Raw genomic sequence first — 14349 nt, forward strand, 5'->3', positions numbered from 1 at the left:
GTGTTATTACTTGATGAACCGACCAACCATTTAGATGTAGAAGCGATTGAATGGCTGGAAAATTTTCTTTTAGAATTTAGCGGTAGTATTGTGTTTATTTCCCATGATCGTTCTTTTATTCGTAAAATGGCGACCCGTATTGTGGATTTAGATCGAGGACAGCTTGTTTCTTATCCGGGGAACTATGATTTATATCTCACGACAAAAGAAGAAAATCTCCGTGTCGAAGCCCTTCAAAATGAGCTGTTTGATAAGCGATTAGCTCAGGAGGAAGTATGGATTCGCCAAGGTATAAAAGCACGTCGTACCCGTAATGAAGGGCGTGTTCGAGCATTAAAGGCCATGCGTGAGGAACGCCGCCAACGTCGTGATGTGACGGGTACGGCGAAATTACAACTTGATACTTCAACCCGTTCCGGAAAAATCGTGTTTGAAATGGAAAATGTGAGCTATGAGGTGGCGGGGAAGCAATTGTTAAAAGATTTCAGCACCACGATTTTACGGGGAGATAAAATTGCCTTAGTTGGGCCAAATGGCTGTGGCAAAACGACGTTTATCAAGTTGCTCCTCGGTGAAATCCAACCTACGGCTGGAAAAATTCGTACGGGAACAAAATTAGAGATCGCTTATTTTGATCAATATCGTGCGGATCTTGATCCGGAAAAAACGGTGATGGATAACGTTGCTGACGGCAAGCAAGATATTGAAGTGAACGGCGTAAAACGCTATGTGTTAGGTTATTTGCAAGATTTCTTATTCCCACCTAAACGGGCGATGACACCGGTGAAATCCTTATCGGGTGGGGAACGTAACCGTTTATTGTTGGCGAAACTGTTGCTTAAACCGAATAATTTGCTGATTCTTGATGAACCTACCAATGATTTAGATGTGGAAACCTTAGAATTACTCGAAGAAATTTTAACGGATTATCAAGGCACATTATTGATCGTGAGCCACGATCGTCAATTTATTGATAATACTGCGACGGAATGCTATTTGTTTGAAGGAAACGGTATCGTCAATAAATATGTCGGTGGCTTCTTTGATGCGAAGCAGCAGCAAGCTAATTTTTGGGCAAGCAAAGGTGAACAGGAGGCAACGAAGAAATTGCCAACGAAACCGCAAGAAAATATTGCCAAAATTGACCGCACGGCTAAGCCAAAAGCCATTAAATTATCTTATAAAGAGCAGCGTGAGTTGGAGCAACTTCCACAGCAATTGGAAGAATTAGAGAAAAAATTGACCGCACTTCAGGCAGAGGTGAGCGAGCCTACCTTTTTCCAACAGTCCCATGAAATCACCGATGCGAAACTAAAAGAGTTGGCGGATATGGAAGCACTGCTTGAACAAACTTTCTTGCGTTGGGAAGAATTGGAGGAGAAAAAAACGATTGCAGAAAGTTAGTGATATAAGAAAAACCGAGCCTTGGCTCGGTTTTTTATGGGTTAGAATAAGTTGCTGATAAAAATCACGATAATAATTACCGGCACAACAAATTTTACATAGTTAAACCAAATTTTGGTGAAGGTCGAATCAGGTGTCGGGGAGAGTTCCTTTTTCGCTTCATCTTTCAGCACAAAGCCCACGAAAATCGCACAACCTAATGCGGTAAGCATAAATAAAATATTGCCGCTCGCATAATCATAGAAATCAAAAATACTTTTACCGAAAATAGTGACATTTTTCCAAACATTGTCGCCTAAAATAGCCGGAATATTCCCAAGTAGGAAAATTCCACCTAAAACAAGTGCAATCGCTTTTCCACGACGCATACGAAGTTTTTCTTGTAATGCCGTGATGAGGACTTCATAAATCGTAATAGATGTGGTGAGGGCGGCAATTAATAATAAACTAAAGAAAACTATCGCAAAAAACTTGCCTGCCCATAAATGGGAAAAGACGATGGGTAAACTTTGGAAAACTAAGGTTGGGCCGGCATTCGGTTCGATGCCGAAAGTAAATAAAGAAGGGAAAATCATAAATCCGGCAAGTACGGCAATGATAGTATTGGTAAAGCCGGTAATCACTGCTGTATGAATGAGGTTTTCTTCTTTATTAAGATAACTTGAAAGGGTGATTAGAACCCCAAAGCCAAGACTTAATGCAAAGAACACTTGCCCTAATACAAAAATGAAAAGTTGGGGGGTGATTTTGCTGAAATCCGGTTTTAAATAGAAAGTAATACCTTCCATTGCCCCCGGTAAGGTGATATTGCGGATCACCATACCGATTAGGAAAATAAAGAGCAGTGGCATTAAATATTTCACCGAGCGCTCAATGCCACCAATGATACCTTTTGCTAAAATAATATAATTCACCACCACAAAGAGGAAGGTGTAGAGCATGATTGCATAAGGGCTATTGCCGATATGCAGATCATAGAAATTTTTTGCAATATCTTTCGTAATTGGTGTTGAAATATCAAGCGTACCGCTGATTAAACTGATGATATAGGAAATAACCCAGCCGCCCAGCACCATGTAATAAGCCATAATACCAAAAGCACCCAGCAACCCCATATAACCGATGATTTTCCAATATTTAGAAATGTGTTTACCTTTGTCCTGAAGCTTATCACCGAAAGCATCAATGGAATTGACACGCAAACGGCGACCAATCACATTTTCTACTAAAATCATGGGAATGCCGATTACAATCATGGCAAGACAAAAAAGCAGTACATAAGCACCGCCACCATTTTCACCCACAAGATAAGGGAATCGCCAAGTTGCACCAAAGCCTACGGTTGCACCGGCAACGGTCATCACATAGGTTAATCGGCTCGACCAAGTTTGACGTTGTTGTTTATTTGTTGTCATTGTTTTTCCTATTAATAAAAGAGCGGTCAAAAAATTAATTATTTTTAATATTCGGTTTTTTCTTTATATTCGCAAAGATCTTCGATAATGCAGGAACCGCAGCGAGGTTTTCTTGCCACACAAGTATAGCGACCATGTAAAATGAGCCAATGATGCACATCCACTTTAAATTCATCAGGCACGACTTTTAACAGTTTTTCTTCCACTTTGACGACATCTTTACCCGGGGCAAAATTGGTGCGATTGCACACCCGAAAAATGTGGGTATCGACGGCGATTGTGGGGTGTCCAAAGGCGGTATTTAGCACCACATTCGCTGTTTTCCGCCCAACACCGGCAAGGGCTTCTAAGGCTTCACGATTTTCAGGTACTTCACCTTTGTGTTTTTCGATGAGATCGCGGCAGGTTTTGATAATGTTTTCAGCTTTACTATTATAAAGCCCGATAGTTTTAATGTAACTTTTTAAATCATCTAGACCTAAATCCAAGATCGCCTGTGGGGTATTGGCAACAGGAAAAAGTTTTTCTGTCGCTTTATTAACGCCCTTATCAGTGGCTTGTGCCGATAAAATCACGGCGATTAATAATTCAAAAGGCGAATTATACTGTAATTCGGTGGTAGGATGGGGATTTTGATCCCGCAATCGGGTTAATATTTCAATTCTTTTCTTTTTATTCATTTTATTTTTTCCGATTATCAATTCTGTTTTTTAGTGCAAGGAGTAATCCCAATCCAATAAATGCGCCCGGTGGCAGAATAAAGAGTAAAAAGCTGCTGTCCGTTTGGTAAATATGGAGTGTGAGAAATTTTGCTTGCTCACCAAAAAGATGTTCAATTCCTGCAAAAAGTGTGCCTTGTCCGAGAATTTCACGGATCGCGCCAAGTACGGTAAGGCTTAACGCCATACCACATCCCATAGAAAAACCGTCCCATATAGAATGTAAAAGGTTGTTTTTTGAGGCAAAAGCTTCCGCACGGCCAATCACAATACAGTTTGTCACAATGAGAGGTATAAAAATTCCCAAGGATTGATAGAGCGTATAAGTGTAAGCATTCATCAATAATTGCACCACGGTAACGGTGGTCGCAATAATCATTACATAAATAGGAATGCGAATTTCATGGGGAATTTGTTTCCGAAATAAAGAAATGACCGTGTTGGTACAAGTTAAAACTAACATGGTTGCCAGCCCTAAACCGAGGGCATTGGTCGCTGTACTGGAAACCGCCAATAGGGGACAAAGCCCGAGTAGTTGAACAATAGCAGGGTTATTTTTCCAAATGCCTTGAGTAAAAATGGCTTTCCATTCGGATGGTTTTATTTGCGTTTCAACCGCCTGTTGAGAAGGGGGATCTTCCAAAAGAGCGGCTGTTTTTTCGGTTAAATTTGTCATATCACAGTCCTTATTGGATAGCGAGTTGTTGTAGTGTTGCCTGATTGTTAATCATCACTAAAGCAGAGCGTTTTACTTGATTGACAATAGCGCGAGGCGTAATAGTTGCACCGGAAAATTGATCAAATTTCCCGCCGTCTTTTTTCACTGCCCAATCATTTAAATTTGTTTCATTAATCGGTTTATTATTGAAACTTAAAATCCAATTGGAAATACGTAATTCTATTTTATCGCCTAATCCCGGGGTTTCGTGATGTTCAATAACACGCACACCGAGAATTTCCCCTTCCGGTGTTAATCCCACAAGTAAGCGGATATCGCCGGAATAGCCATCCGGTGCGGTGGTTTCATAGGCGTAAGCAGAAATTTTTTGTCCTTTTTTAGCGAAATAAATTTTTTGAATTCCCTTTAAATTTTCGTGTGTTGGAATGACCGCACTTTCCACGAGATTATTATCAAAATAATCATGGGGAACGACTTGTAATAGCTGTTCATGTTGTTGTGCTGCCATAGTTTCATCAATTTTTTCTTTTGTCAGGAAAAAAATACCGGAGGATATTGCGGTGCAAATTAAAGCCACTAATCCTAAAATAACTGCATAGCGTGAAGTAATTTTAACAATGTTCATTATTTTCTTCCTTTTATGCCATAACCTGCAACACGAGGACGTGTGTAATGATCGATGAGGGGGACGCAAATGTTACTCAATAAAATAGCAAATGCCACGCCATCAGGGAAATTGCCATGATATCGAATAAGATAGACAAAAAGTCCAACCAATGCACCAAAAACAATTTTTCCACGTGGTGTTATTGAAGCAGTGACAGGGTCGGTAGCAATGAAAAATGCACCGAACATCATCGCACCACTCACCATTTGGCTTATAGCACTTAAATGTGCTCCACCGGCAAATGCAGTAATGGTTGCTAAACAGAAAAACGTCACTAGCATTGCGACGGGAATTTGCCAATGAATCGTGCGCTTTAATATTAGGAATAACCCACCCAGTAGAAATGCAACGTTCACTTGCCACCAACCCTGTGCGAAATCTGTACCGTTACCCATAAAAATTGGCATTTTAACGAGCTGATAGAAATCTGTGAATTCTTTGTGACTGGAATAAAAGATTTTTGCACTATCTAATGGTGTAGCCTGTGCTATACCATCAATGCTATGAGTAAGTTGTGACAGGGTAAACCCATCAGTAGTTAATCCGGAAAAAATTAATGCGCTAGCATCAGAAAATGTCGGGGGTTCTTGTAATAAATGAATTGGAGGAAGCCATGTTGTCATTTGTAATGGGAAAGAAATCAATAAGACGACATAGCCAACCATTGCCGGATTAAATAAATTTTGCCCTAGACCACCATACACATGTTTACCTAGCAATACGGCACAAAGTGTACCGATAATAATGATCCAATAAGGCGCATAGGGGGGAATTGCCATGGCTAAAATTAAGGCAGTTAATATCACACTAAAATCAGAAAGTGCGGATAATGGTTTATTATTACGTAATTTCATTGCTAAAAATTCAGTAAGTAATGCAGCGATGATTGCCAATGCAGACTGAATCAGTACACCGAAACCAAAATAATAAATTTGTGTAAACAAAGCCGGTATCATGGCTAAGATAACCCAAAGCATAATACGTGCTGTTAATTTCCCCGAATGAGTGTGAGGAGAACTGGCCATTTTAAACATTATTTATTCCTGAGATTTGCCTGATTGTTGTTGAGTTTGTGCTAATTTCTTTGCTTTTGCCCGAGCAATCGCCGCAGCCACCGCCGCTTTTTTTGGATCAAGTGCGGTCAGATTTTCCTCTGTTTTTTCTACTGCGCTTTCGGTGCTTGCCGTATCTTTGGTTTGTGTAAGCTTTTTAGCTTTTGCCCGAGCAATCGCAGCAGCTACCGCCGCTTTTTTTGGATCAAGTGCGGTCGGATTTTCCTCTGTTTTTTCTACTGCGCTTTCGCTTTCGGTGGTTGCCGTATCTTTGGCTTGAGCAAGCTTTTTGGTTTTTGCCCGAGCAATCGCCGCAGCCAACGCCGCTTTTTGGGGATCAAGTGCGGTCGGATTTTCCTCTATTTTTTCCACTGTGCTTTCGCTTTCGGTGCTTGTCGTATCTTTGGTTTGTGTAAGCTTTTTAGCTTTTGCCCGAGCGATAGCCGCAGCTACGGCAGACTTTTGGGTCTCTGCCGTTGTTTCTTCTATATAATTTTCTTTTACCTCATTTTGTTGGCGAGCTAAGCGACGAGCTTTACGCAATGCCATCATATCGCTATTATCCGGTAAAACTTCACCTTTTTCTGTTGTTAATGTTTTCTGATGAGTGGTTTCTTCTGCTTCGGTTTTCTTCGCTTTGAGACGCGCTAATGCTGCTTTTACCGGATCTTCACCTTTTGTTTTAGCTAATTCCTCGCGGCGGGCTTCCGCAGCGCGTTGAGAACGGGCTTTACGTTCCTGTTCTTCGCGTTCCATACGGGCTTGTTTTGCTTCAAAACGAGTTTTTGCTTCTTCCGATTTTTTCTGTTTTTCTTTTATTTGCCAAATTTTCGCTTTTTCTTGGCGGAAATATTGAATAAGCGGGATGTGACTTGGACAAACGTAAGCACATATGCCACATTCAATACAATCTTTTAAAGCATATTCTTCCGATTTTTTGTGATCCTCACTGCGTGCGAACCAATATAATTGCTGTGGCATTAAATTCACCGGACAGGCATCCGAACAGTTTGAACAACGAATACAGGCTTGTTCGGGCTCAGGTTCGGTATATTCAAAATGATCCGGTGCAAGTAAGCAGTTGACGATTTTTGTTACCGGTGCATTTAAATCCGGCAATTCTAATCCCATCATTGGGCCTCCGGCAAATACAGGAAAGCGTTCATCAAATTGATAACCTGTATGAGTTAAAGCATAGTAAATTGGCGTACCGAGGCGTATTAGGTAATTGCCTTTTTCTTGAATTTTATCACCAGTTAATGTTACTACGCGTTCGATTAAAGGTTCGTCATTTATAACCGCTCTTTTGATCGCAAAAGCCGTTCCCACATTATGCATTAATACGCCAATACTGGAGGAGCGAGAGCAGCTAGGCACTTCCATCCCGGTAAGTAAATAAATCAGCTGTTTTGCAGCTCCGGAAGGGTATTTGGTTGGAATGACTCGAACCTCAATATCATTTGCACCATGTAATGCCATATTGATCGCTTTGATGGCTTGAGGTTTGTTATCTTCAATGGCTATAACGACTTTTTCTGGGCGTAGGATATAGCGTAAAATACGAATGCCTTCAATAATTTCATCAGCACATTCACGCATTAGCCGATCATCACAAGTGATGTAGGGTTCACATTCAGCCCCGTTGATAATCAATAATTTAACTTTTTTATCTGCCGATTGGATTTTCGCGGCTGTAGGGAAGACTGCGCCTCCCAAACCCGCAACGCCTGCTAGATAAATTTTTTCGATAAGTTGTTCTGCTGTAAGACTAAGAAAATCGTCAATAGGGTGCCGCTCAATGCTTTGATCCAACCCATCTGCCTGTAAATGAATAGCCATTTCATCAAGCCCTGAAGGATGAGCGGCAACATAAGGGGCAATATTTTTAATTGTGCCGGATGTTGGCGCATGGACAGGTAGTACGCGTAAACCACCTCCCTGCGTTAAAGGCTGCCCTTTTAAAACATAATCACCAACTTTTACTAAAACCTCACCCGCCAAACCTGAATGCTGTTTGAGCGGAATATAAAAATCCTTGCTTAGTGGAAGTGTTTTGACTGGTTGATGGTTAGATTGATCTTTCATTTCCGGAGGATGAATTCCCCCTTTGAAATCCCATAGTTTACCGGAATTAAAACGAGATAATACGTCCGCCATTTATTCCCCCACAACCAATTTTTTTTCGCTACTGTTCACATTCACCACAGGAATGACTAATTTCGCATCAAATTTCCAATTCCAATTATCAATATCTTTTTTTACCGGAATCATCGAAATACAGTCTGTCGGGCAAGGCGCAACGCAAAGTTCACAGCCGGTACAAAGATCAGGGAGAATAGTGTGCATCATTTTATTTGTCCCAATGATGGCATCTACCGGGCAAGCTTGAATACATTTGGTGCAACCGATACACATATTTTCATCAATAAATGCTACCATTTCAATAGGCTCTTCCATACCATCAACTGTTGGTACATCAATCCCGAGAATTTCAGAAATTTTCACGACAGTTTCCCGGCCACCCGGTACACATTTTGTGATCTCATCACCGTTGCAAATTGCTTCCGCATAGGGTTTACAGCCGGGATAACCACATTGACCACATTGGCTTTGTGGCAATATGGCATCAATTTTTTCAACAATGGGATCGGCTTCCACTTTGAGTTTTAAGGATGCAATTCCCAAAATTGCACCAAATATGAGTGCAAGCAGTGTGATAACAATGAGTAAAATAGTCATTATTTCTTTGTTTTTCCTGAAAATCTTTGATAGAACCAGATTAATAAAATTAACAGGGTAATTACCATTAAAAAGTAGATCATAATCAACAATGAGTTATTTAATGAGTCCGGCAAATCCCATAAAAGCAAGCGACATTAAACCAGCTGTGATTAAAGCGATGGAGGCACCCTGAAATGTATTGGGAACATCTGCGGCGACCAAGCGTTCACGCAGTGCAGCAAATAAAACCAATACTAAGGAAAAGCCCAGTGATGCACCAAAGCCATAAATGACGGATTCGGTTAAATTATGGGCAAGATTGACATTGAGTAATGCCACACCAAGAACGGCACAGTTTGTCGTGATCAGTGGTAGAAAAATACCAAGCAGGCGGTAAAGTGTCGGGCTGGTTTTGTTGATCGCCATTTCAGTAAATTGAACGACAACGGCAATCACTAAAATAAATACAAGAGTACGTAAAAAAGTGGCGTTTAAAGGCAATAAAATATAGTATTCGACCAAATAGGCAGAAAGGGATGCAACAGTTAAAACAAACATTGTCGCTAACCCCATACCGATTGCGGTTTCAATTTTTTTTGATACGCCCATGAAGGGACAAAGCCCAAGAAACTTCACTAATACGAAGTTGTTAATTAATGCGGTACCAATAATTAATAAAATATAATGTGTCATCACTGCCTGCCTTTTGAATAGGGGCGTTATTATCGCTATTTATGGGCGGAAGAACAATAAGAAATTTGGGGTAGGGCATTACCCCAAAATAAGTGCGGTCAAAAAATCCTATCTTTTTTCTATCACCCGCTTTAAATCATGATTGAGTGTTTTATGAAAATAACCATAAATTTGCGGTAAGAGCTGTGCAATTAAATTTAATTGCTGGTAGGGGAGAATAAATGCCGTATTTTCAGCGATTTGAATCTCTTTCAAACTGGATTCAATATTTTCAAATAATTTAGCAAAAACCTCTGGGGAGAGTTTTTCGATATTTTCAAGAGTATAGATAATTTTTTTGGCGGTAGGGTAGAAACCGGATAAGAATCCTTTGGTTTGCTGTAATTCACGCATTTTGTAGCGGTATGAACCCAATGCGGAAATATAGCTCAGTAAAGAATAATTGATTTTGAGTAAATCAAAGCCTTCTTGTAAATGCGTTTGATATTTCATCGGTTCGCTATTCATATTTGAAATGGTTGTACTGAGTGCAGCGTTGTATTCGTGTGCATTACGGCGGGCAATGCGATATTTGAGATCATCACTTTTACTGAATTGTAGTTGGCTTGTGATATGTAGCAAATACTGAGCATCACTTTTAATAGCCAGTCGGCTGACTTTATCCAGTTGTAAGTACTTCCAATCCGGCCATAAATAAGAGACACCAAACCAAGCGATAGCCGAACCAAGCAAGGTATCAAGCAATCGCGGAATAAGTGCGGATTCTGTACTTACACCCATAATATCAAAGCCTAATAATACTTGTAGAGTAATGAAAAAAGTTGAGAAACTGTAGTTATTACTGCGAAAGAAGAAAAACAATGTACTGGTCATAACAATTAAACCGAGTTTTAATTCAAGGGTTGGATTTAAATAAGGTAATAATAATCCAACAATAACGCCTAAAATTGTACCGATAATACGTTGGCGTAATCGTGTTTTAGTCGCAGAATAATTGGGTTGGCAAACAAAAATTGCGGTGAGTAAGATCCAATAGCCTAAATTAAATTGAAAGAAGTCCACAATGGTACAGCAAAGGAAAACCACGATAGATAGCCGTACAGCATGACGAAATAATTGTGATTCAAAAGTAAAATGCCCGGCAATGGTGGAAAGGATATTTTTTAACCCTGTTACTTGCACGGTATGAATTTGTGCAAGTGGTTCATTGATGTTGGATTCTTGCTCTAACTGATTCATTTGCCAATTAATATTTTGCAAGTTATCCAATAAACCCTGAATATCGATAATCAGATCTTTGTCATCGGGGGATTTTTGACGGTATAACTCAAAAGATTGTAATGTGCCGAGGAGGGCTTTTTCTACCCGTTGATTATAATGGTAAGGGCGGTTATGGCGTAAACTTTCTTTAATTTCTTGACAGGACTGAGCCTGTAATTCTAATAGCCGCTGAATACGAAAAATCAGATCCGTATTTTTGAGTTTTTCAGCAATTTGTTGATAGTCAAAATGGGTAGAATTGGCACGTTCGTGGATTTCTTGGGCAGCAAAATAATAGCGCACCATTTTTTGTGTGCGGATATGGCGATGTTGCCCTCTAATACGGTAGAACAGCACCGTTCGGGCAAGATTAAAAGCACTAATGACATTGGCATTTTTCAGGGCAAAATTGAGGTGCTTTTTCTCGATCTCATCAATTTCATCGGGATCAAAAAATATAGATTTGGCATCTAAATATTCTCCTAATGCACAAAAGGCTTTAGCAACACTTTCCTGTACAGGGCGATTAGGAAAAAAAAGATGAACAATTAGAGTCACCACACTATAAAGTAGCGTGCCGAGTAAAATCATGGTTGGGTTAATAAACCAACTTTCTGTGGCATTCTGATCATAAGTGAGGGTTGTATAGAGTGCAACCACAAGTGAACCGAAAGCAATGGTGCTGTAACGTTGTCCAACCGCCCCTATCATTGTAAAGATAAAGGTAAGCGAGGTCATTAACGCAATGTATTGAATCGGTTTGCCGATATTTAGTTGAACTACAAAAGAGGAAATGGCAAAAGCAATTAATGTGTAAAAAATATTTTTTAAACGACCGGTCAAACGGTTATCCAAGTCCACTAATCCACCTGCAATAATTCCTAAAATTAATGGCATGGATTGACTGGAAATATCAAAGAACCAAACACCGAAAGCGGCGAGATTAACGCTAATAAATATTGGAATGGCAGCGATGACTTTTGCGTTTAACCAGTTATTCATTTTGAATCCTTATCAAAATAGAAAAGTGAGCTTGATAGCTCACTCTCCGTTATAAAGTGCGGTTATTATTTATGGGATTTTGCCCAGCTTAAGAAACGGGTTTGGGTTTCTTTATCCGCCTGTTGGAACCAATACTGTAATTGCTGCTCTGCGATATTTTCGCCTTGAATGATGACTTTACCTTTGGTTGCTTTGCCATTTGCCACAGGAACCATACCCATCATCGGTTGCACGCTCGCCGTAGCTAATGCCGGAACGGCTGCAGTTGCGCCTGAGGCGTTATAGTTCGCTAAATCACTAACAATATTTGCAGATGGAAATAGACCCTCTTGCTTTAACGTATCTATTTTTGCCGGAATTTCCTGACCGGATGTTGTTTTCACATTAATAACCGGCGCGCCGTTGAATTTTTCTGCCTCCGCTTTAGTGCGAATAGTCGGGGAGGAAATTACAATATCTTCAGCCGAACCCTGAAATGTAACAATAATTGGATTTGATTCAAAAAGAGATTGGCTTGAACCGCTACCAACGATTTCGCCTACACGTACTACCACTTGGTGGGTATTGGTATCATTTATGTTGAATGAATTGTTTTTCTTTAGAAGGGATTTACTTGCTTTTTGACCATCAATCGCTAAAAAATCAATATTTGATGAGCTGGAAACCATACCTGCAAAACTTGCAGTGCTGACAAATAGTGTTGCGATACCGAAGACAGCTGTACGTAATTTCATGATTACTCCTTTTATTATGATGAAAATAAGATTCTTTGCCTATGCTATGATAATTTCTACAAAATGAAAATAAAAAAGTGCGGTTAAAAATGAAAAAGTTTTTCGGTGTTATGTAGCAGATACACAAAAATAGAAATTTCAACGATATGTAGGGACACACTGCATGTTTCCGTTATAAAATCAAATCATTTCAATAGGTTAAAATTCGGACATTTTCAGTGTGTCCCTACGGGTTAATGTTTGTGTTTGTAATTGCTAAATAATGTAATGGGGAAATGATAAAAAAGTGCGGTTAAAATGAACCGCACTTTTTTGTTACCTGAATATAGTTTAAATTTTCGGGATTTCAGCACCGGAACCTAGCAGATCTTGAATATCGGATTTCAGTACATCAGCTTTAGGCCCGTAAATGGCTTGAATGCCAGTCCCTTTGATAATAATCCCCATTGCACCGGCTTGTTTCCAACCCGCCTCATCACCGACCAAATCAGCGTTATGCACAGTAATACGTAGGCGTGTCATACAGGCATCTACATCGGCGATGTTATTGCGTCCGCCAAGTAAATTCACAATTTGTACCACTTGAGCGCTGGCATTGGCAACTTTGGGCTCATTAGATGTATTTTCATCGGCACTTTTCGCATCATAGTTACCATTCCGTCCTGCTGTTGCGAGATTGAATTTTTTAATCATGAAGTTCGCAATAAAGAACATTGCTACCGCAAAGAGAATGGAAACCCAAATAAAGTTGATCACATCCATACCAATGCCGGCTTTAATCGCCATTGGTGTACGGGTTAAAAACTCAATATTACCAAAGGAATGCATGCGTAGGTTTACGATATCTGCCATAGCGAATGCAGCACCTTGAACTAAGGCATACACAATGTAAAGTGGCATTGCCGCAAACATAAACATATATTCAATCGGTTCGGTTACACCGGTTAAGAAAACCGCAAGGGCAGAAGAGAGGAAAATCCCTTTGTAGAGTTTTTTCTTATCCTCATCCACATTCACGTACATGGCAAGAGTGATACCCATCAAGATACCGCTTGAACCAATCATTTGTCCCACTTTAAAACGAGCCGGAGTGACGGTTGAGAGTAAATCATTATATTGTGCTAAATTACCCGCATCTTTTAAATTAATTAAGTCGGAGATCCACGCTAACCACAATGGGTCTTGTCCAAAGACTTGCGCACCTTTTTGTGCTCCAGTTAAAAACTCATAAGTTCCGCCTAATGATGTATAGTTCATCGGGATAGTCAGCATATGATGTAAACCGAAAGGCAATAAAAGGCGCTCTAATGTACCGTAGATAAACGGTGCAAGGATTGGTGCGCTATTTTGTGAACTGGCAATCCACTGACCGAAATGGTTGATTCCCGATTGAACTAAAGGCCAGAATAAGGCGAGGATTAATGCGACCAATACAGAACGATAAATGACCACAAAAGGGACAAAACGTTTACCGTTAAAGAAGGTGAGGACTTCAGGCAATTTGCGGAAGTTGTAGTAGCGATTGAAGGTCGTTGCGCCAACAAAACCGGCAATGATCCCCACGAATACGCCCATATTTAATGCCGGCTGCCCAAGTATATTGACAAAGTAGTTCGCCACTGGAATTTCACCTGCAAGTAATGTGCTGACATGGGCATTGGGATCCACCAACATTTCAATTTTTACACCGAAAAAGTGTCCGGTGATTAAGTTAATCAAAATAAAAGCTAACCCTGCGGCAAATGCACCGCCTGCACGTTCATTTGCCCAGCTCCCACCAATCGCTAAAGCGAATAATAGATGAAGGTTACCAATAATCCCCCAACCAATTTGGGCGATAATGTTACCAATGCGAACGACCCATTCGGCATCGCTCAACAAAGGCAACGAATTACCAATACTGACCATTAATCCGGCAGCCGGCATGACAGCAATTACCACCATCAGGCACTTGCCAAATTTTTGCCAAAATTCAAAACTTAGCAATTTTTTCATTTGTTTTC

General features: G+C 40.2%; 12 protein-coding genes. 1 reads left to right on the forward strand and 11 read right to left on the reverse strand.

The window, feature by feature from the left end; translation table 11 throughout:
- On the forward strand, positions 1-1404 hold a 1404-nt coding region (locus BKK47_RS04355), incomplete at its 5' end, for an ATP-binding cassette domain-containing protein (RefSeq protein WP_077493681.1).
- Positions 1405-1445: 41 nt separating this feature from the next.
- Here the strand turns inward: BKK47_RS04355 and BKK47_RS04360 are convergent.
- The 11 genes from BKK47_RS04360 to BKK47_RS04410 form a co-directional block, all read right to left on the reverse strand.
- A complete protein-coding gene (locus tag BKK47_RS04360; protein ID WP_077493682.1) occupies positions 1446-2819 on the reverse strand; it encodes a sodium-dependent transporter in 1374 nt (457 codons plus the stop codon).
- A gap of 44 nt (positions 2820-2863) precedes the next feature.
- On the reverse strand, positions 2864-3499 hold the full coding sequence (gene nth / locus BKK47_RS04365; protein ID WP_077493683.1) for an endonuclease III: 636 nt from the start codon (positions 3497-3499) through the stop codon (positions 2864-2866).
- 1 nt (position 3500) lies between these two features.
- Positions 3501-4214, reverse strand: a complete 714-nt coding sequence (locus BKK47_RS04370; protein ID WP_077493684.1) for an electron transport complex subunit E — start codon at positions 4212-4214, stop codon at positions 3501-3503.
- Positions 4215-4224: 10 nt separating this feature from the next.
- Positions 4225-4842: an electron transport complex subunit RsxG gene (rsxG, locus tag BKK47_RS04375; RefSeq protein WP_077493685.1), complete on the reverse strand. Its 618-nt coding sequence runs from the start codon at positions 4840-4842 to the stop codon at positions 4225-4227.
- Positions 4842-5918: an electron transport complex subunit RsxD gene (gene rsxD, locus BKK47_RS04380; RefSeq protein WP_077493686.1), complete on the reverse strand. Its 1077-nt coding sequence runs from the start codon at positions 5916-5918 to the stop codon at positions 4842-4844. Before rsxD ends, rsxG begins: the two co-directional genes overlap by 1 nt.
- Before the next feature lie 3 nt (positions 5919-5921).
- Complete coding sequence (rsxC, locus tag BKK47_RS04385; RefSeq protein ID WP_077493687.1) at positions 5922-8093, reverse strand: electron transport complex subunit RsxC; 2172 nt, start codon at positions 8091-8093, stop codon at positions 5922-5924.
- On the reverse strand, positions 8094-8675 hold the full coding sequence (gene rsxB / locus BKK47_RS04390) for an electron transport complex subunit RsxB (protein WP_077493688.1): 582 nt from the start codon (positions 8673-8675) through the stop codon (positions 8094-8096).
- 96 nt (positions 8676-8771) lie between these two features.
- Entirely contained in the window at positions 8772-9350 is a 579-nt protein-coding gene (gene rsxA / locus BKK47_RS04395) for an electron transport complex subunit RsxA (protein ID WP_018355691.1), read from the reverse strand.
- Between the two features lie 108 nt (positions 9351-9458).
- Positions 9459-11612, reverse strand: coding sequence for a YccS family putative transporter (gene yccS / locus BKK47_RS04400; protein ID WP_077493689.1), 2154 nt, complete (start codon positions 11610-11612; stop codon positions 9459-9461).
- Between the two features lie 65 nt (positions 11613-11677).
- Entirely contained in the window at positions 11678-12346 is a 669-nt protein-coding gene (locus tag BKK47_RS04405; protein WP_077493690.1) for a curli polymerization inhibitor CsgI-related protein, read from the reverse strand.
- 330 nt (positions 12347-12676) lie between these two features.
- Complete coding sequence (locus BKK47_RS04410; RefSeq protein ID WP_077493691.1) at positions 12677-14341, reverse strand: PTS transporter subunit IIBC; 1665 nt, start codon at positions 14339-14341, stop codon at positions 12677-12679.
- Positions 14342-14349: the final 8 nt, after the last annotated feature.

Source organism: Rodentibacter mrazii, from assembly GCF_001998825.1.
Lineage (GTDB): Bacteria > Pseudomonadota > Gammaproteobacteria > Enterobacterales > Pasteurellaceae > Rodentibacter > Rodentibacter mrazii.

Coding starts and splice junctions, on each gene's coding strand:
- BKK47_RS04360 (WP_077493682.1), bottom strand. CDS start 2,819: ATGACAACAAATAAACAACAACGTCAAACTTGGTCGAGCCGATTAACC.
- nth (WP_077493683.1), bottom strand. CDS start 3,499: ATGAATAAAAAGAAAAGAATTGAAATATTAACCCGATTGCGGGATCAA.
- BKK47_RS04370 (WP_077493684.1), bottom strand. CDS start 4,214: ATGACAAATTTAACCGAAAAAACAGCCGCTCTTTTGGAAGATCCCCCT.
- rsxG (WP_077493685.1), bottom strand. CDS start 4,842: ATGAACATTGTTAAAATTACTTCACGCTATGCAGTTATTTTAGGATTA.
- rsxD (WP_077493686.1), bottom strand. CDS start 5,918: ATGTTTAAAATGGCCAGTTCTCCTCACACTCATTCGGGGAAATTAACA.
- rsxC (WP_077493687.1), bottom strand. CDS start 8,093: ATGGCGGACGTATTATCTCGTTTTAATTCCGGTAAACTATGGGATTTC.
- rsxB (WP_077493688.1), bottom strand. CDS start 8,675: ATGACTATTTTACTCATTGTTATCACACTGCTTGCACTCATATTTGGT.
- rsxA (WP_018355691.1), bottom strand. CDS start 9,350: ATGACACATTATATTTTATTAATTATTGGTACCGCATTAATTAACAAC.
- yccS (WP_077493689.1), bottom strand. CDS start 11,612: ATGAATAACTGGTTAAACGCAAAAGTCATCGCTGCCATTCCAATATTT.
- BKK47_RS04405 (WP_077493690.1), bottom strand. CDS start 12,346: ATGAAATTACGTACAGCTGTCTTCGGTATCGCAACACTATTTGTCAGC.
- BKK47_RS04410 (WP_077493691.1), bottom strand. CDS start 14,341: ATGAAAAAATTGCTAAGTTTTGAATTTTGGCAAAAATTTGGCAAGTGC.